Genomic DNA, 19458 nt, shown 5'->3' on the forward strand with positions numbered 1-19458 from the left:
AAAAAGTTACGCTAAATGTTAAAAGAAAGATGAATTTTTACAATATTTGCCACAATGCGAACAGAACAATATATTGAAGAATTATTATATAGGTACAACTGTGTTGTAATACCTGAGTTTGGGGCTTTTTTAACGCAAAAAAAATCTGCTGAACTGGATGAGGCTAGTAATAACTTTACGCCACCTACAAAGATAGTTTCGTTTAACCAACAAGTAAATTCTAATGATGGCTTGTTAATAACATATATTGCAACGGCAGAAAAATCTACTTTTGAGGTAGTTTTACAAGCGTTGACAAAGGAAGTTGAGCATTGGAAGAGAATGTTAAAATTGGGACAAAGAATTAAGTTTGGTTCTGTTGGTGAGTTGTTTTTAAATGAAGACCAGAAAATTCAATTTTTACCAGCTAACCAAGTTAATTACTTAACAACCTCTTTTGGTTTGTCAGCAGTAGTAGCATCACCAATTACTAGAGAAGTGTTAAAAGAAGAAGTGGTTACTTTAGAAGAGGAAGTACCATTTATTATAACACCAGAGAAAAGAAAAACTAAAACATTTAGACCTTATTTAAAATATGCAGCAATTGCGTTATTGGCAATTTCTACTGGTTTAACTGGTTTACGTTACTACAATACAACTGTTGCAATACAAGAAATTGCACAGCAAGATGCACAAGAGCAAATATCTAGAACTATACAAGAGGCAACCTTTTTTGATACTACACCTTTAGAGTTACCCTCTCTATCTTTAGATATTATTGCCAAGCCAGCATCACAAGAGCATTATGTAATTGCTGGTGCATTTAGAGTGCAAACAAATGCAAATCGTAAAATAGAAGAGCTAAAAGAACAAGGTTACAATGCTTTGTATGTTGGCGTAAACAAATATGGTTTGCACCAAGTAGCTTATGCTAGTTTTAGCGATGCTAACGAAGGTTTAAAATTTTTGCAAAAAATTAAATCAAGTGTATCTTCAGATGCTTGGTTACTTTCAGTAAAATAAAATATTTTCTTTTTTAAACTAAAAGCGCAGTATCTTTGCGCAAAATTTAAAAAATAGAGAATGCACACACCTAAAGATAGTAGAACAGTTATGACAGATTTGGTACTCCCTAGTGAGACCAATCCTCTAAACAACTTGTTTGGTGGCGAACTGTTAGCACGTATGGACAGGGCTGCAAGTATAGCTGCACGTAGACATAGCAGACGTATAGTTGTAACTGCATCTGTAAACCACGTAGCTTTTAACAGATCTGTTCCTGTGGGAAGTGTTGTTACGGTAGAAGCAGCTGTATCTAGAGCTTTTAAAACCTCTATGGAGATTTTTATTGATGTTTGGATAGAAGATAGGTTTAGCGGTGAAAAAACCAAAGCAAATGAGGCTATTTACACTTTTGTTGCTGTAGATGATACAGGGAAACCAACTGAAGTACCAGCATTAATTCCTGAAACTGATTTAGAAATTGAGCGTTTTGATGCTGCTTTACGTAGAAAACAATTAAGTTTAGTGCTTGCAGGTAAACTAAAGCCTAAAGATGCAACTGAATTAAAAGCAATATTTATAGATAAATAACAAATGGTATATTTTATGGTAGCTGATTAATAGTGTTTTAGTTGTAAAATTAATACTAATTGGTATTATAAAAATGTTTTTGTTATTTGCTGTATCTGTTTTAAGCCGTCTGGGTCTAACGCAGTCTTCAATTTGGTAAACTCTTCTGCCCATTTTGATGTTCTTTTGCGCAATGGCGGATGTTCATTCTCTGCTATGCTGGCAATAACTGTGGCAACTTCTAAAGGAGTTTGGTATGTATTTTCTGCTTCTTCATTAGCTCTACGTTGATTTCCTTCTAAATATTTAGCAAAAATTGGTTCGTATTCTCCAGTTGCAAATTGTCCGTTTATAGCTGTATTACTTATTGCAGATTTCATAAATTCGGTAGAAATACCACCAGGTTCTACTACGGAGAATTTTATATTAAAAGATGGGCCCACATACGTAGCCAAAGCTTCTATAAAACCCTCTACTGCAAATTTAGCAGCACAGTATAGCTCATTAAACGGCTGACCAATTAAACCGCCCACAGATGATACAGTAATTATACGCCCGGCTTTTTGTTTTCTCATATATGGCAAAACAGCTTTTGTGGCATACACAACACCTAGGTAGTTAACATTGTTAACCCATTCTATTTCTTCAGTAGAAGCCTGTTCTAATGTTTTAGCAAATCCTGCGCCTGCATTATTTATCAGTATATCTATTTTTTTATCTTTAGTAATAATGTATTCTACAGTTTTAGAAATTGTTTCCTGTTTGGTTACATCCAGTTCTAGAATTTCAATATCTAGATTTTCTTCTTTAATTTTTTGTTTTAATGTATTGCTTTTGTCTAGGTTCCGCATAGTTGCATAAACTTTATACCCCTGTTTAGCAAATACTAGAGCGGTTTCTAAACCTACTCCTGTTGATGTTCCTGTAATTAATACGTTTTTTTTCATACTTATTTGTTTTAATTGGATTGAATGTTCATTCCAAATTTTGGTTAAATTTTTTTTACTCTTTTATTGCGTCCCAAACCAAATTAATCTGGTTTTTTAAAGATTTATTGTTATTACCAGGCATATTTATCCACCTTAAATACGATAATATAGAACCTCCTATAAATTGTAGTAGCTCATCATTATCTATGTTTTTAATAATATGTTCTTTTTTTCCTTTTATAAGGAGAGCTATTGCACCTTCAATGGCATTGTAACCTACAGTTTTACTCTCGTTAGTTATTATTGGTGAAGCTTGTAATTGATCCATAAATCCAAAATACAATTTGTTTTTAGTGAAAAATTCTATTACAATAGTATAGTATTTTTCAAACTGAATTTTAACTGGTAAATCATTATTAAACACAGTATCTAAAACTTTTTTTTCTTCTTCTTTAATAGCTACGTAAATAGTATTAATTAGTACTTCTTTACTTTCAAAATAATTGTAAATAGTTCCCATACCTGTATTAGCTTTTTTTGCTATTGCAGAAACAGGTGTAGCGTGTATACCGTTTTCTACTAATAGCTCTAAGGCTGCTTGTACTATGGTTTCTTTTTTATTCATAGGGCAAAGGTATAATTTTTGGAATATATATTCCAAATACCTCAATTAAAAATTTTGTTAAAAGTGTAAAAGCCTCTTTTTTTTTAGAAAAATGACAAACTAATTCTTAAACATATCAATTGTTATTTAGCTCATTTGTAGAATGTATGTTAGTGAAAATAAAGAGATAAAAATCCATAGGCAAACAGCTAAAACAATAGGTTTTGGTCCTGTTGCTTTTAAGTCCTTTAGAGAAATGGTTGTTCCCACAATAAACAATGTAAGTACTAATAAACGTTTTGAATATAGTACAATGTTAGTGGTTGCAAAAGTGGGTAGTATATGGTAGCTATTAACTATAATAGCGACAATAAATAGTAAAATAAAATACGGAATTTTTATTTTTTCTCCTTTAGTTTTAAAAATAAACATAGATAAAATAGACAGAGGTATAATCCATAGTGTTCTAGATAATTTTACGGTTGTTGCTATTTTAAGAGCTTGGTCTCCATAATCTAAAGCAGCACCAACTACAGAGCTAGTATCGTGTATAGCAATAGCACACCAGAGCCCAAATTGTGACTGACTGAGCCCAAGCCAATTACCCACAGCAGGGAATAAAAATAGAGCAATTGAGTTAAGTAAAAATACCACACCTAATGCAATGCTTATTATTTTTCCGTTAGCCTTTATAACAGGAGCAATAGCAGCAATAGCGCTGCCGCCACATATAGCTGTTCCTGAGGTAATTAAATGCCCCAGTTTTAAGTCCATTTTTAAAAGTCGTGCTAGTATTAACCCCAAACTTACGGTAAGCATTATAGATAAAAAAGTAAGACTTAAACCATCTTTACCTGTTTGTATAGTTTCTTTTATAAACATTCCAAAACCTAAACCAACAACAGATACTTTTAAAAAGTAGTGAATAGCTTTGTGGCTATACGTTTTAAAAGGATTTTTAAAAATTAGTGTATAAACAAAACCTAATGTTAGTGCGGTTGCACTGTTTATTAATCCGCTTATTGTGGCTATAACTATACTAAAATAGAGAAGTTTTGTAATTAGTGTCTTCATATCAAACTATATTAATCTGATACAAAACTACTAGTAACATATAACTATTTTGCAAACATTTAAGCTATGTGTTATAACTAAAAGTTATAATTAGAGCGAATGTATTTTTCAAAGCTACTCATAGTAGCATTTTGGTAGCCTGTTCTAAATACAAAATAAAACCAGCGTTCCAAACTAAAGTTTTTAATGTCAATAATTTTTAGCTTGTTGTGTAGTAAATCTTCTGTAACTGCATTTATAGATAGTAATGCATAACTGTTAGAATAGTATAGATAGTTTTTAATAGCTTCCGTACTATTTAAGGTAACTACGGTATTTAATTTTTTTATATTGTTTTGGTGCAAAAATTGTTGAATTATTTTTTTGGTGCCAGAACCAATTTCGCGTTCTACAATTGGTAAGTTTTTTAACTCATTTAAATTAATTATTCCTTTTTTGTGGTTGCTATTTTTACTGTTGGTTACCAGAACAATTTCATCTTTAATAAACTTAGTAAAATGTAACTTTGGATTTGTGTTTTTGCCTTCTGTAATTCCAAAATCTATTTGTTGATTTAAAATTAATTCTTCTATTTCATCAGAGTTTTCACTGTCAATTTTTACATTGGTGTTAGGAAACTGAGTTTTAAACTTAGCTATTACTTTTGGCAAAATATAATTAGCAATTGTAGTACTTGCACCAAAGCTAATTTCATCTGGGAATGTTTTTTCTTTATGTAAAAATTGCTGATCTATTTCTGCGTAAATATCTAAAATTCTGTTTACGTAAACCAAAAAGGCTTTACCATCTGCAGTAAGTTCTATAGAGTTTCTTTTTCTAATAAAAAATGCACATTTATAGTTGTTTTCTAAGTTACGAATAGCTTTAGATATTGCTGGTTGTGATATAAATAACTGCTCTGCTGCTTTGGTAAAACTAGCGTGCTGTGCAACGCTTTTAAATATGTGAAGTTTATTTTTCATAGATAAAAATTTAGCAACCTAGGATTACAAAATTACTGATAACTTTTTTTAAACTCTAGTGGAGTTAAATTGGTTTTAGATTTAAATACTTTTGAAAAATAGGCATAATCTTTAAAGCCTAAATTTTCAGAGATTGATGACATTGTGTTTTTGGAGTGCACCAATAACCTTTTAGATTCTAAAACTACACGTTCTGTAATTAACTCTGTTGTTGTTTTGTTTATTGTTGCTTTGCAAATACGATTTAAATGTTTTGCGGTAATGTGTAAACGGTCTGCATAAAATTGCGCAGATTTCTCTGTTTTATAATGTGCTTCTATCTCTTTTTCTAAGGCTCGTAATGTTTCTATATATGCAACAGAGTTTGTTTCTGTTGTAATAGTTTCTGTGTTGTATAATCTAGCTAAGTCTATGTATACGGTATGAATTAAACTTGCTATTTTTTGTTTTTTATAGGGCAAGTTATCATAATACTCATTGTTTATAGATTTGTAAATGGGAGCTAATTGTGCAAGCTTATGCCTATTTATATTTAAAGATGGAGTGTTTTTGTGAGAGTAGTAAAAAGGAAATTGTTCTAGTTTACTGGTTGAAAAATGCATCTCATAAAAATCCTGAGTATGAAAAAAAATGTAACCCTCAGGATCACTTGTAAATTTCCAATGGTGTGTTTGTCCTGGTTTTAAGAAGAAAACACTACCAGTATTAACCTCATAACTGTTAAAATCTATTTCATGAACACCTTTACCTTTGGTAAACAGAACGCATAGGTAAAAGTTGTGACTATGTGGTTTATTTACAACAGTGGCATTTTTTTGTAAATGTGTGACTAAATCATTGCTGTAAAAGTCGCTTAAAGGAACCTTGTGTTCAAACTGTTCAATATTTAGTACAGGAATAATTTTCATATAGTGTTTAAAATGTCCTAAAAGTACAAATAATGGAGAAATTTGTACTACCTTTTTTAGTAGGATAGAAATTACCTTTGTAAAAAAAATAAATTATGGCATCATTAGTATCATCGCTTTTAAAAGGAAAATGTCCGCAGTGTAAAAAAAGAAATATTTTTAATGCGGCACAAGGGTTGTTTTTACTATCTATTCCGGAGATGGATGCTGTGTGTAAAAATTGCAATTTTAAGTTTGAGAAAGAACCTGGCTTTTTCTTTGGAGCAATGTTTGTTAGTTATGCGTTGGCTGTGGCAGAATTTATAGCATTTTCTATTCTTTTTTATTTTATTTTGAAAATGCCAATTCTGTATACTTTTTTTGGTGTACTGTTTTTTGCTCTTATTTTAAGTACTTTTAACTACAGGTATTCTAGAATTATTTGGATTTATCTTTTTTATAAAGAAAAGAAAGCCTAATTGCTATTTGGCAGGCTCAATTAAATCCCACTTATTACCGTACAAATCTTTAAAAATTGCAACTGTACCATAGGGTTGTTTTGTGGGTTTTTGTAAAAATTGAACGCCGTTTTTACTAAAAGTTACGTAATCTCTATTACTATCATTTGTCTGCATAAAAAATGCAACACCATCACCAGCTTGTTTGCCTACAGTTGCTTTTTGTAAGTCTGTATTTGCAAGTGTTACTACCAATGCAAAATTAGGTTGGTCTTTTGCTTGTATTGTAACCCACCTTTTACCATCACCAAGTTGTACATCTTCAACCAGAATAAAATTTAGTTTTTGTGTGTAAAACGCAATGGTATCATCATAATTAAGAACTAATAAAGTGGCGTTTTTAATGTGGTTCATCTTATTATTTTGTTTCGTATGTGTGTTTTTCTTTTAAATATTTTGCAAGTTCTTCGTCATTCATTTTAAAAAGTATTTTGCAGTAGGTTGTGTAATTTACAGCATCTTTTCCTTTTAAAAAATTTGTAATACCATATTGCGTAAAAGGGTAGTGTAGGTCTACTGTATTAAATTTGGAAAATCGGTCTTTAGACTTTGGGTGTTTTTTTCTTAGTATTTTGTAAGACTTGTGTAGTGAGTGTGCTAAATACAAGCATAAATCAGACAATATACTTTTTGGTATTTTATCGTCAACTATTGGTTTGTAATGGTTTTCAATAGTTTTATAAAAACTCTTTTTAGATTCAAGTTTATTTGGTTTTTTTTCTAAAGGCATTTAGTGGTCATTAGATGGTAAATAGTATAAACCTGAAAAAAGTATTGCGCTATTATTTTTAGCGCAATACATTAGTTGTTTTTATGGATTGGTAGACCATAATGAAGCGTTTTTAAGCATAGCTCGCCTAGGTAATTTTAAACCAGCAACAATTAGCTCTGCAAAGTCTTCAGGCTGCAGTACACTATCTTTAGAGTCTTTATTTGCAATGCCTAAATCTATAGACATATCTGATGCAATTGTACTTGGTGTAAGGGTGTTTACTCTAATGTTATTTTTGCGTACTTCTTTCATCAATGACTCAGACATACCAATAACAGCAAATTTAGAAGCAGAATAAGCAGATGTGTTTGCATTACCATTTAAACCAGCTGTAGAAGACACATTAATTATATCTCCAGCGTTTTTCTCTATTAAATGCGGTAAAACTTCTTTAGTAACATAATAAACGCCCATGACGTTGGTTTGCATTATTTGTGCCCATTGGTTTACCTCCATATCATTAAAGGAACCAAAAGCAGCAATACCAGCGTTGTTAATTAAAATGTCTATGCTTTTAAAATCATTAAAAACAGACGCAATTCCTTTTTTTACTTCTTCTTGGTTACTAACATCAAAAACAGCATAAGTAGCATCTACCCCTAAAGCCTTAATTTCTGCCACGGTAGCTTCTAATGTTTCTTTATTTCTTCCTGTTATGGCAACAGATACACCCTCTTTTGCAAGTGCTAAAGCCGTAGCCTTACCAAGTCCTCTACTACCACCGGTAATTAGAGCTTTTTGTCCTTTTATTTGTTCCATTTTTTATATGTTTTGCTTTAATAAGTAAAGTGTAGTACTTTATATGGTTGTACAAAAATAAAGAACAATAAAGGTTTTTAATTCGTTATAAGTGTTGGTTTTTTGTTAAGATTTGATTTGTTATTATGTGTTAGGTAGTTACATTTATTATATGTTAAAGAAAGTGATTTGCATTCTAATACTCAATTTTGTTTAATTACATTTGCAAGTACTATAACCTACTTTTTTTAATGAAAATAATTCGTTTTTTTTCTAAAATTAAATACACCACATTAATACTTGTAATGGTTATAGTTACAGTGTTAAGTACTTTGGCTTTAAGCTATTTAATTACAGATGAAATTACTATTGTAAGTGAAGATATTGCCAAACGTAATTTTAGAGAAAAGTACGATGACGTTTACCAAGAGCTTACACGTTTAGAGGATTTTTTAGCAAGATTAGAAACTATTGTTAATGGCTCTAGCTCTGTAGATGAGTTACAGCAAAATTTTAATACATGGGTTTCTTTTCAGCCAAAACAATTAGACTCACTAATTTCATGGCAAAAAGTATCTTTTACGCAATCTACAGATACGCTAGCATCTATAGAAACCTTGCAAGACACTGTTTTATCTTTTAAAAACAAAAATAAATCGTTAGCAGTAGTAAAAAAGCAAAGTGTAATCGTGCCTACTTCTACTGGGTATGTTTGGCGTAATAAGCTTGCTGTAGTTACTGCTGCAAAAGACTCTCTATTTTTAGGGTATGATATTGCATTAAAAGATTTGCAACGTTATTTTGCAAACGTAGACTCTAAATCTATTAATTACGCTTATGTTTTTAATAAAGATGGTTTGGTTTTATTACATCCAGATGAAAATTTATTAGGTAAAAGTGTGTTTACATTTAGTTCTATATCTCCTAAGGATACCATAGAGTTAACAGTTAATAATCAGGTGCCAAGCGTTGTAAAGTCTGAGTATTTACAATTAGATGTTATACGTTACTTACAGCCCTTGCAATTAAAAGAAACCTCTTGGTATATTGCAGTAAGTTCTCCTAAAAATATTAGTGAAGAAAATGTTACTAAAATTAGGCAATACACTTTTCTAATCTATGGTATATCTACCATATTATTACTATTTGTATTTTATTTTTTTAATCAACGTAATAAAAAACAGTACAAAGAAAAGGAGCGTTTACTAAAGGAGAAAAATAATTTAATTGTACAAAAAGAAATTGCCGAAAAAGAGAGTTCTTTTTTGCAATTGCAGCAATTAAAAGAGCAAATAAATCCACATTTTTTATTTAACGCTCTTAACTCTTTGTATATGTTAATAGATATAAATAAAGAAAAATCTAAAACCTTTGCTTTAAAGCTCTCTAAGCTCTACCGTTATTTTATTACACCGCCAGCAAACAATATTACCCTTGTAAAAAATGAGCTAGAGTTACTTAAAGAGTATATTTACTTGCAGCAAACCCGTTTTGGTAAAAGTTTAGAAGTGATTATTTTGGGTGATGTTAATCTGGCAGAAAACAAATACATTCCTTTTTTAGCATTGCAAACCCTTGTAGAAAATGCTATTAAGCACAATACGGCAACTAAAAGTAATCCGCTCACTATAACAGTAACTATAAATAAAATAGGAGTAGAAGTGAAAAATAATTACCAACCAATAGCAACTCCTCAAAAAAGCAATCACTTTGGAATAGACTATCTAAAAAACATTTACGCTTATTATAATGTAAATAATTTCACAAATTATCAGAAAAATTCTCAGTATATATGTAATTTACCTTACATTATTATTAAATAGTTCATTCACTCCTTAATAATACCCACTCACTCTCCTTTTTTTGTGAGTATTTAGTAAAACACAGATTTTTAGGCAAAATTATAACCTCATTATGCGTAAAAATCAGTCTGCATTTATAGTTAAAATAGTGCTATTTATTCTTTTTTTAGGAAGTACAGTTGGTGTTTCTGCTCAAAAAGACAATAAAAAAGATAATGAACAATCTAAAGATAGCCTAAATAAAGGGTATAAAGATTATGCTAAACTTTTAAAAGATGCAACAGTAACTAAAGGCCTGTTTTCTGTTATAAAAACTGATACCGATTATTACTTTGAAATTTCTGATAGTCTTTTTACAAGGCAATTTTTAATAGTTAATAAAATATCTCAGGTTCCTTTAGCAATAAATGAGCACGGGTTAAATAAAGGAATGAATTATGAAAACAAATTAATTACGTTTCATAAAGATAGTTTGTCTAAAACAATTTGGGTTAAAACAAGTAACCCAATGGTTTCTTCTCCAAAAGATGATGCTATTACCTTGTCTGTAAAAGACAATTTTGCAGAATCTATTATAGAAAAGTTTGATATTGAAAGTTATAATCCTAAAACAAATGCACCATTAATAAAGGTTAATAAGGTTTTTAACGGTAAAGAAAAAAGTTTTAATGATGTGCTTAATAATGTTGGTTTAGGTGGCAGTGTAAAAAGTGACTTATCGTACATTCAAAAAGTTAAATCGTTCCCTAAAAATATTGTGGTAAAATCTTTATTAACTACAACAGTTAATGAAGGCGGACCTACTATGTACGTAACCTTAGGTGTAACTAGCAACATAGTATTGCTACCTAAAGTACCTATGCAAGCAAGGGAACTAGATAAGCGTGTTGGTTTTTTTACAGAAAAACACTGGTCTTTTAATGATAAACAACAGTCTATGAAAAAGCAAGAGTTTATTACTAGGTGGCGTTTAGAGCCTAAACCAGAAGATGTAGGTAAGTACTTAAGTGGTAAATTGGTAGAACCAAAAAAACCAATTGTTTATTATATAGATCCTGCAACACCTAAACAGTGGAGAAGTTATATAAAGCAAGGTGTAGTAGATTGGCAAGTTGCCTTTGAAAAAGCTGGTTTTAAAAATGCAATTATTGCAAAGGAACCAGATGCTAATGATACAGATTTTGATGTTGATGATGTGCGTTATTCTGTAATTACTTATGCAGCATCTCCGCAAGCAAATGCTATGGGACCATCTGTTGTAGATCCACGAAGCGGAGAGATTATAGAGGCAGATATTATTTGGTGGCATAACGTAATGACATCCTTGCAAAGTTGGATGCGTGTACAAACCGGACCTATAGACAGCAAGTCTAGAGCTAATGTATTTAATGATGCGCATATGGGAGAAGCAATTAGGTTTGTGTCTTCTCATGAAGTAGGCCATACTTTTGGATTAAAGCACAATATGGGTGCTTCCCATAGTTTCCCGGTAGATTCCCTTCGCTCTAAAACATTTACAGATAAAATGGGCGGTACTGCGCCTTCAATAATGGATTATGCTCGTTACAATTATGTTGCCCAACCAGAAGATAACGTTACGGCTATTACACCAAAAATAGGCTTGTATGATACTTATGCTATACAATGGGGCTACCAATGGTTTAGATCGCGCTTAGAAGAAAAACAACAATTAAAAGCATTGGTAGATAGCCACGCTAATAATCCACTTTATTTTTATGGAGAACAACAACCGCATTTAAACACTGTAGATCCTAGGTCACAATCTGAAGATTTAGGAGATAACGCAATGTTGGCAAGTACATACGGACTAAAAAACTTAAAACGTGTTGCCAATAATTTAGAGGAATGGACATACCAAGAAGGTGATGATTATTACAACACGGGTAAATTATATATGGACATTATTGGGCAATGGAGTATGTATAATGACCATGTTACTAACAACGTTGGTGGTATTTACCTTAACTCTACACAGCATAAAGATGGCAAGTTAACATACCAACCAGTACCTTACCAATTACAAAAAGATGCTGTAGCATACCTAAATAAAAATGTATTAACCATACCAGAGTGGTTGTTTTTTAATCCGGTTTTAAAGTACACATATGCAATTAAGGATTCGCCATTAGGACCTTTTGAGCAAGCACCTTATACCTTGTCTAGATCTTTACAATACAATACGTTGTATAAGTTACTTAATAATGAGCGCTTACTGCGTATGGTAGAGGCTAACTTATATAATCCACAACAACAAGCCCGCTATACGGTACAAGAGTTATTTACAGACTTACGTTCACATATTTTTAAAAGAACTGAAAAAGGAGCGTCTTTAACATTAGTAGAGCGTATGACACAAAAAAACTATGTAGATGTTTTGCTAATAGACACACAAAAAATTTTAGAAAAAACAACAGTTGACAAACTTAGTACTGCAAGCTTTTTTAAACCAACTACTTTTTGTGCAGTTGCATTAGCAGAAGAAAAGCAAGCACGTAACATAAATTTTACTTCTATGACGCGCACGTCAGAAATAGCGTCATACAAGCGCCAAGAGTTGCAAAATGTATTGCAATTGTTACTAAAAAAGAAGCGTAAAGGCGATGCAAATACGCAAGCGCATTATAATGATTTGATTTATCGTATTAAAAACACATTAAAATTCTAATTTTAACCCCTAAATACCAATTTTTATGAATAAATTCCTTTTTACGTTATTCTTTGTGGCTGTTACGGCAGCGTGGGCACAGGATACGAGAACAATTACCGGAGAGGTAATAGGAGCAGAAGACGGTATGCCTTTGCCGGGAGCATCGGTATATGTCTCTAAAAATATGATTGCCAATGAAACCGGCGTTGCTGGTGTAATAGAAAATACATCTATTGGTGTTGTTGTAGACTTTAATGGTAAGTTTTCTTTAAAAATACCAGTTGCAATAACACAAATAACAGTTTCTTATTTAGGTTATCAAACTAAAACCATAAACTTAACTGCTGCTAATAACTATACTATTTCTTTAAAAGAAAATGTAGATAGTTTAGATGAGGTTATTTTAACAGGATACCAAAAGGTAGAAAAAAGAAAATTAACTTCTTCCGTTGCTAAGGTTAAGATGGACGACATTGAACAAATTGGTGTTGCTAGTGTAGATCAATTATTACAAGGCCAGGTTGCCGGTGTAGTTGCTACCACACAAACAGGAGCACCAGGAGCACCTGCTAAAATTAGAATTAGAGGAACAGCATCTTTATCTGGCCCACAAGATCCGTTATGGGTTGTAGATGGGTTGCCTTTAGAGGGTAATGATGTGCCAGATTTTAGTGATAAAGACAATATAGATCAATTGCGTAACTACGCTATTGCTGGTTTAAACCCTAGTGATATAGAAGATATTACCATTTTAAAAGATGCTGCTGCCACTGCTATTTATGGTGCAAGAGCGGCTAATGGTGTAATTGTAGTTACTACAAGAAGAGGAAAAAGCGGAAAAATGAGAGTTAACTTTTCTGCAAATACGTTTTTTTCTACAAAGCCTAATTTTGATGAGTTAAACTTAATGAACTCTGAGCAAAAAGTAGATTTTGAACTTGGTTTAGCAGCACGTACAGATTTAGATTTTAGAACTAATAAAGGTGAGGTTGCACGTATTTTAAATAATTCTGGCGAATTAGGAACGTACCAAACTAATGGTTTTTCTTCATTAAGTTCTGATACACAATCTCAAATTAATGCATTAAAAAATAACAATGCCAACTGGGGAGATTTGCTTTATCAAACTAGTGTAAACACACAGTATAGTTTAGGTATTTCTGGAGGTACAGATACATCAGACTATTACTTTTCTTTAGGCTATTATGATGAAGAAGGTACAACTATTGGTACAGGTTTAGAGCGTTACAACATCACCTTAAAAAATAATTTTGATATTAGTGATCGCTTAAGTGCTGGTGCTTCTATTTTTCTTTCTCAATCTAAAAAAGAGTCGTACTTAACGGGTACAGATGCATTTACTAACCCAGCAAATTACAGCAGAAATGTAAATCCTTATTTTATGCCTTATGCAGCAGATGGATCTTACAATTACGACCAAGATATAGAGGGTACAGACGGTAGATATGTGCCATTTAACTTTTTAGAGGAAAGAGAAAACACGGCATACGATTTAAAAAACCAAGCCGTAAAAGCAATTTTTGATGGTGCTTATAAAATTACAAGCAATCTTACATTATCTACACAATTAGGTTTACAGTTTGATAAAACTAGCACTGAAAAATACGCAGCAGGAGAAACGTATTTCTCTAGAAAAGAACGCGAAAAAAGTAGACGTTATGATTCTAGTATAAGTGATTATTACTACTTTTTACCAGAAGGCGGAATTATACAAAACTGGAATGAAGACTTTTTTCAGTACAACTGGAAGTCTTTACTAACGTATGATGCTAGCTTTGGTAAACATGAAGTAGAAGGTTTGTTGGGGTCTGAGTTTAGACGCTCTAAGTATACTAATATTATGAGTCGTGGTTTTGGGTATAATAAAAATACATTAACTACTACACCTATAATTTTCCCTAATGAAGATACAGCTAATGAAAGTTCTTATCAAACTTATGATAAAACAACGGCAGAAAATGCATACGCATCTTTTTACGCTACAGGTTCTTATACTTATGACCGTAAATATACATTTTTTGGTAGCGTACGTTATGATGGGTCTAACTTATTTGGAGTAGATCCTAAATATAAATATCTACCATTATGGTCTGTTTCTGGATCTTGGTTGGCTAGTGAAGAAGACTTTTTAAAAACAAGTGATGTTATATCTAACCTACGTTTTAGAGGATCTTATGGTTTGCAAGGTAATATAGACCGTAATACTTCTCCGTTTGTAATTGGTGAGTATGACACTACTAGTATTTTACCAGGTACATCAGAAGAAACAATTGTAGTTACATCACCACCAAATGCAAAGTTACGCTGGGAAAAAACAACCAATACCAATGTAGGTATGGATTTAGGTTTGTTTAATGGTAGAATTAATATTGCTGCAGATGTGTACAAGCGTAACAGTACAGATTTAATTGGTTTGCGTTCTGTACCATTAGAAAATGGGTTTGAGTTTACCAACCTAAATTGGGCAGAGGTAACTAATAAAGGGTATGAGATTAGCTTGTCTACAAGAAACATTGTAACTAAAGATTTTTCTTGGACTACAAACATTAATATATCTCACAACAAAAGTAACGTAGATAAAATACAAGTTAGAGATAATAGCTTTTTACCATCTAGAGAAGGTTTGCCTGTTAATGCTGTATTTGCTTTAAAAACGGCTGGTATAGATGAAAGTGGTTACCCATTATTTAAACGTGGAGATGAGGTTGTTTCTGCAGTAGACTTTTTTAAGTTAAAAGATCCTTGGGCAGATTTTTTCCCAGGCTTTTTAACAGAGTCAGAGTTAACTAATGAAGAATTTAGAAACCTGTTTACTTATGTAGGAGACCAGGACCCTAAATATAGTGGCGGTATTATAAACACTTTTAAATTTAAAAATTTAGATTTTACTGTTGCTGCTAACTTTAACTTAAAACAGACAGTTGTAGAGCGCCAACCTTATAATGGTACACAATTAGATCGTGGACAAAACTATTCTGCTAGAGTTTTAGATGCTTGGTCTGCAACAAACACAACTAGCAATTTGCCAGCTATTGTTGGTGAAACATCTGGCGCAGGAGATTCTTGGATGGCTTACAAATGGTTTGGAGGCTTAAACCCTATAGAAACAATGCCTTTGTTAGATACTTGGGTTAAAGAAATGAGCTATGTAAGAATTAATAGTATGCGTGTTGGGTACAGTTTTCCTAAAAGCTTAACTACTAAGCTAAATATTAATAGCTTCCGCTTAAGTCTAGAGGGTAAAAACTTGTTGGTATTTGGGTCTGATTATAACGGTTATTTTGATCCTGAAACATACGGAAATATATACGCGCAGCCTATAGCAAAAACAATTGCAATAGGGTTAAATGTAACTTTTTAAAATAGTAAATAATGAAACAAAAATATATATACCTAGTAGCATTAGTAGCATTTTTTGCTGTAAGCTGCGATGATTATTTAGAAATAGAACCAGAAGGAAAAGTTATTCCAGAAAGTTTAGAAGAGTTTAGAGCTGTTTTAACTAAAGGATATGATATTTTTCCGGAGCAAAAATCTAGAGTTGTATACAGAACAGATGAACTTATTTTAGATGAAAATAGTTTTGATTTTCCTTCTTACAAAGATGTGTTTACCTGGAAAGATTCTAACCCAGATCCGCAAACGGCACCTTACCCTTATATACAAGTGTATAACTCTATTTTTTACACTAATCATGTTATACAGGATGGAGCAGAAAAAATTGAAGAATCACAAGAAAAAAATCAATTATTGGGAGAGGCGTATGCATTACGTTCTTATGCACATTTTGATTTGGTAAACCTTTACGGCGTGCCTTATAATGCAACAACTGCAGCTACAGACATTGGCATGCCATTGGCACTAGAGATAGATTTAGAGCAGGTTTTTGTGCCTGCCTCTGTACAAGAAGTTTATACTCAAGTTTTAAAAGATATAGAAAAAGCTAAATCGCTTTTAAACGTTACAAAATTTGAAGCAGGTTTAAATTACAGATTTACAAAAACAGCAATTTTAGCCCTAGAGGCTCGTGTGCATACATATATGAATAATAGTGAAGCCGCTTTAACGGCTGCAAATGCTGCTTTAGCTTTAAATAAAGAGCTTGTTAATTTAAATGACACGCCACAATTTCCAAATTTATACACATCTGTAGAGTCTATTATGGCTTTAGAAGATGTGCTTGACTCTAGTGTAAGAAATAGTTCTTTTATATCTAATGATTTATTGGCTGTTTATGATACTACAAACGATTTAAGGTTTGCATTGTATTTTACAGAAGACAACGGTAATTATAAAGCAGCAAAAGGCGGGGAGCAAGAGTTTAATTGTTCGTTTAGAGTGTCTGAGTTGATGTTAATAAAGGCAGAAGCACAGGCCAAATTAGGAGCTTTAGAGGATGCAAAAGCTACCTTGTTAGCATTTATGCAAAACCGTTACCAAAGTGCACATATGGCTAATTTAGCAACAGCTATTAACCCAATGTCTGCTAATGAGTTTATGCAAGAGTTATATGCAGAACGTTGGAGAGAATTGGCGCTAGAAGGTCACCGTTGGTTTGATTTAAGAAGAAGTAACCAAAAAGCTATTACGCATAGTTTAAGCGGAGAAGATTTTCAGTTAGGTGAAAATGACCCAAGGTATACCTTGCCTTTCCCTGCAGATGCAAGATTAAATAACCCGGAATTATAATATTACGAGTTAGTCAGCGAGCAATTATTGTTCAACTAAACCCGATAATTTTATCGGGTTTTTTTATTTTTATACAAAAAATAATATGCTTGTAGTTGTAGTAGAAGATGAAGATTTGGCAGCAGATTATTTAATTGGTTTGCTAAAAGCGCAAAGTGTTGTGCCTGTAACTAAAATAATACATTTGGGTTCTGTGCAAGAAATGGTGTCTTTTTTTAATGATGCCAAGCCAGATTTAATTTTTATGGACATTCACTTAGGTGATGGTAAAAGTTTAGAGGCCTTTACACAAACAAATATTACTGCTCCTATAGTTTTTACTACTGCTTATGATGATTATGCTATACGTGTATTTAAACACTTTACAATAGACTATTTACTAAAGCCTTTTGAAGCTAAAGATGTGTATAAGGCATTGCAAAAGTATACGCAGATAAAAGAAAATTTTTCATTTTACAACACGGCAAAATCTCTAGAGGCTTTAGATAGTAAAACGCTACAAGATCGTTTTTTAGTACAATCTGGTCATCAGCTAAAATCTATAGAAAGTGCTGAGGTTGCCTTTTTTTATAGCGAAGGAAAAAATCTTTTTTTATTTACAACCACATCTGAAAATTACTTGTATAAAGACACGTTACGAGATATATCAGAAAAACTAAACCCAGAAGTCTTTTTTAAAGTAAACAGAAATTATATTATACACATAAATGCAATAAAAGAGATTGTAAAACATAATCCGCAAAAAATAGAATTACATCTAAAAGTGGCACACGCAAGTGCAAAACCTATTTTAGTAAGCAAGTTTGGGGTTAAAAATTTTAAAATTTGGTTAGATAAGTAGCTGCTTGGTGTTTATAGTTTTTTGCTAAACAACAACCTTGCTCCACGTTCTTTAGATGTAAATTGGCGTACCATTTGCAAATCTAACTTTTCTAAAACTCTCCTAGATGCGTGGTTTTCTGGGCTAGCGGTAGCTAAAATTTCAGTTAAATTAAGTTCGTTTTTAGCGTAGTCTATCCAAAACTTACCTATTTCTGTAGCAATGCCTTTGCCCCAAAATTTATCATCTAATATAAAGCCAAACTCATAACTTTCTTTGCCAAGGTAATTGCACTTTAATAAGCCAGATACACCAATAAAGGCATTATCTTCTTTGCTTGTTAAGCACCAAAAACCAACAGTTTCATCTGTTGTGGTAATAAAATCATCTTCAACTATTTTTTGTAGTTCATTAGCAGTTAAAACACGACCTTTTAAAGTGTTTTGCATAACCAACGGATTTTTGCAAAACAGGTCTTCTAGTGGTTTTCTGTACGTTGTACTTAAGGGTGTAAATTGTATTCTTTGACTTTGTAACATTCTAGTAAAATACAATTTTATTTTTAAACTGTAATGCTAGATTATAAAGGTTGTTTTAATTTTTTTGTTCTTGTTACTCATTTAAAAACGGATTGTACATCATAATAGCATTGTTAGTAACTAGTAATTTTTCAGTTTGCTGTCCGTTTAAATCTTCAATTTGTATAATTTGATTATGACGAGAATAACCTCCCCAATATTGCTGTTTAAAAATATGGTTACGCTCCTCAACCGTATAAAGAGCGTTAACTTTATTTTTAGAAGTTAGTGTGCCATTTAAGTGAGTTTTATCTAACCATAAGTTTACCTGAAAGCTGTTTTTAGTTTTATTTTTTACCTGCAAATCTATGTAATTATAAGATAATGTTGCGCCGGCTCCAAAGGGTACTTTGCGGTTAATATCCGGGAAAACATCAAAACCGTGTCTATACCTTTCTGTAACTGTTAATGGTGAGTGTGCAAATATCCAAAATAGTAAATTACCAAGTTGGCACAGACCACCTCCTGTGTCTTTAGCAATTTGTCCTTGACTTAGAATTAAACCTTCTAAATATCCTTTGCGCTTTGTGGGTCTGCCCACTAGTTTCCAAATAGAAAATGTTTCGTTTGGTTTAATAATAACAGTATTTATTTGGCTAATTGCAATTTCTAAATTCTTTCTCTTGTTTTCTTGTAAATACATATCTACATCTTTTAACGGACGTAAAATCATTGAGCTGTGTTCAAAAACCAAATTTTTAAAATCGCTATTACCTTTGGTCGTTGCCCATTTTTTGCCTGACGATAACCAATGGTATTTACGTTTTAATATAAAATATTCCTTACCTACAAGTTGCCGTATTCTACTTCTGTTTATTGGTTTTTTTATCTCGTTCATTATAAGC

18 protein-coding genes are annotated in these 19458 nt (G+C 32.1%); 8 read left to right on the top strand and 10 right to left on the bottom strand.

Annotated elements, in window-relative coordinates; translation table 11 throughout:
- The first annotated feature begins 54 nt into the window (after positions 1-54).
- Both PBN93_RS07040 and PBN93_RS07045 read left to right on the top strand, forming a co-directional pair.
- Positions 55-1002, top strand: a complete 948-nt coding sequence (locus tag PBN93_RS07040; protein WP_271081763.1) for an HU domain-containing protein — start codon at positions 55-57, stop codon at positions 1000-1002.
- 60 nt (positions 1003-1062) lie between these two features.
- Complete coding sequence (locus PBN93_RS07045; RefSeq protein ID WP_077403426.1) at positions 1063-1572, top strand: acyl-CoA thioesterase; 510 nt, start codon at positions 1063-1065, stop codon at positions 1570-1572.
- A gap of 65 nt (positions 1573-1637) precedes the next feature.
- Here PBN93_RS07045 and PBN93_RS07050 read toward each other — a convergent pair whose 3' ends face one another.
- The 5 genes from PBN93_RS07050 to PBN93_RS07070 form a co-directional block, all read right to left on the bottom strand.
- On the bottom strand, positions 1638-2498 hold the full coding sequence (locus PBN93_RS07050) for an SDR family oxidoreductase (RefSeq protein ID WP_077403429.1): 861 nt from the start codon (positions 2496-2498) through the stop codon (positions 1638-1640).
- Positions 2499-2553: 55 nt separating this feature from the next.
- Positions 2554-3105 (bottom strand): TetR/AcrR family transcriptional regulator, encoded by a 552-nt coding sequence (locus PBN93_RS07055; RefSeq protein WP_077403432.1) that lies wholly within the window; start codon positions 3103-3105, stop codon positions 2554-2556.
- A gap of 126 nt (positions 3106-3231) precedes the next feature.
- Positions 3232-4158, bottom strand: a complete 927-nt coding sequence (locus PBN93_RS07060) for a YeiH family protein (protein WP_271081764.1) — start codon at positions 4156-4158, stop codon at positions 3232-3234.
- Between the two features lie 77 nt (positions 4159-4235).
- The gene (locus PBN93_RS07065) at positions 4236-5120 is read right to left on the bottom strand and encodes a LysR substrate-binding domain-containing protein (RefSeq protein ID WP_077403438.1); all 885 of its coding nucleotides are present in this window, start codon (positions 5118-5120) and stop codon (positions 4236-4238) included.
- Between the two features lie 32 nt (positions 5121-5152).
- Positions 5153-6028, bottom strand: coding sequence for a helix-turn-helix domain-containing protein (locus PBN93_RS07070; RefSeq protein ID WP_077403441.1), 876 nt, complete (start codon positions 6026-6028; stop codon positions 5153-5155).
- Between the two features lie 95 nt (positions 6029-6123).
- Here PBN93_RS07070 and PBN93_RS07075 point away from each other — a divergent pair, with 95 nt between their 5' ends.
- Entirely contained in the window at positions 6124-6486 is a 363-nt protein-coding gene (locus PBN93_RS07075) for a DUF983 domain-containing protein (RefSeq protein ID WP_077403444.1), read from the top strand.
- 3 nt (positions 6487-6489) lie between these two features.
- On the opposite strand, the gene PBN93_RS07080 is transcribed toward PBN93_RS07075, so the two are convergent.
- The 3 genes from PBN93_RS07080 to PBN93_RS07090 all read right to left on the bottom strand — a co-directional run bounded on the left by PBN93_RS07080 (position 6490) and on the right by PBN93_RS07090 (position 8056).
- Entirely contained in the window at positions 6490-6879 is a 390-nt protein-coding gene (locus PBN93_RS07080) for a VOC family protein (protein WP_077403447.1), read from the bottom strand.
- Between the two features lie 4 nt (positions 6880-6883).
- A complete protein-coding gene (locus PBN93_RS07085; protein WP_077403450.1) occupies positions 6884-7255 on the bottom strand; it encodes a hypothetical protein in 372 nt (123 codons plus the stop codon).
- An 81-nt stretch (positions 7256-7336) separates the two neighbouring features.
- A complete protein-coding gene (locus tag PBN93_RS07090; RefSeq protein WP_271081765.1) occupies positions 7337-8056 on the bottom strand; it encodes a 3-ketoacyl-ACP reductase in 720 nt (239 codons plus the stop codon).
- 230 nt (positions 8057-8286) lie between these two features.
- On the opposite strand from PBN93_RS07090, the gene PBN93_RS07095 reads away from it, so the two are divergent.
- The 5 genes from PBN93_RS07095 to PBN93_RS07115 all read left to right on the top strand — a co-directional run bounded on the left by PBN93_RS07095 (position 8287) and on the right by PBN93_RS07115 (position 18056).
- Positions 8287-9858, top strand: coding sequence for a histidine kinase (locus tag PBN93_RS07095; RefSeq protein WP_271081766.1), 1572 nt, complete (start codon positions 8287-8289; stop codon positions 9856-9858).
- A gap of 91 nt (positions 9859-9949) precedes the next feature.
- Complete coding sequence (locus PBN93_RS07100; protein WP_271081767.1) at positions 9950-12523, top strand: zinc-dependent metalloprotease; 2574 nt, start codon at positions 9950-9952, stop codon at positions 12521-12523.
- 25 nt (positions 12524-12548) lie between these two features.
- Positions 12549-15887, top strand: a complete 3339-nt coding sequence (locus PBN93_RS07105) for a SusC/RagA family TonB-linked outer membrane protein (protein ID WP_271081768.1) — start codon at positions 12549-12551, stop codon at positions 15885-15887.
- A gap of 11 nt (positions 15888-15898) precedes the next feature.
- Positions 15899-17215 carry a RagB/SusD family nutrient uptake outer membrane protein gene (locus PBN93_RS07110; protein ID WP_271081769.1) on the top strand — a complete coding sequence of 439 codons (1317 nt, stop codon included), beginning with the start codon at positions 15899-15901 and terminating at the stop codon, positions 17213-17215.
- A gap of 85 nt (positions 17216-17300) precedes the next feature.
- Positions 17301-18056 (top strand): LytR/AlgR family response regulator transcription factor, encoded by a 756-nt coding sequence (locus PBN93_RS07115; RefSeq protein ID WP_271081770.1) that lies wholly within the window; start codon positions 17301-17303, stop codon positions 18054-18056.
- Positions 18057-18067: 11 nt separating this feature from the next.
- On the opposite strand, the gene PBN93_RS07120 is transcribed toward PBN93_RS07115, so the two are convergent.
- Positions 18068-18574: a GNAT family N-acetyltransferase gene (locus PBN93_RS07120; protein ID WP_271081771.1), complete on the bottom strand. Its 507-nt coding sequence runs from the start codon at positions 18572-18574 to the stop codon at positions 18068-18070.
- Positions 18575-18647: 73 nt separating this feature from the next.
- Positions 18648-19451 carry a VanW family protein gene (locus PBN93_RS07125; protein WP_271081772.1) on the bottom strand — a complete coding sequence of 268 codons (804 nt, stop codon included), beginning with the start codon at positions 19449-19451 and terminating at the stop codon, positions 18648-18650.
- Positions 19452-19458 lie beyond the last annotated feature (7 nt).

The organism is Cellulophaga omnivescoria (genome assembly GCF_027915275.1).
GTDB classification, from domain to species: Bacteria; Bacteroidota; Bacteroidia; order Flavobacteriales; family Flavobacteriaceae; genus Cellulophaga; species Cellulophaga omnivescoria.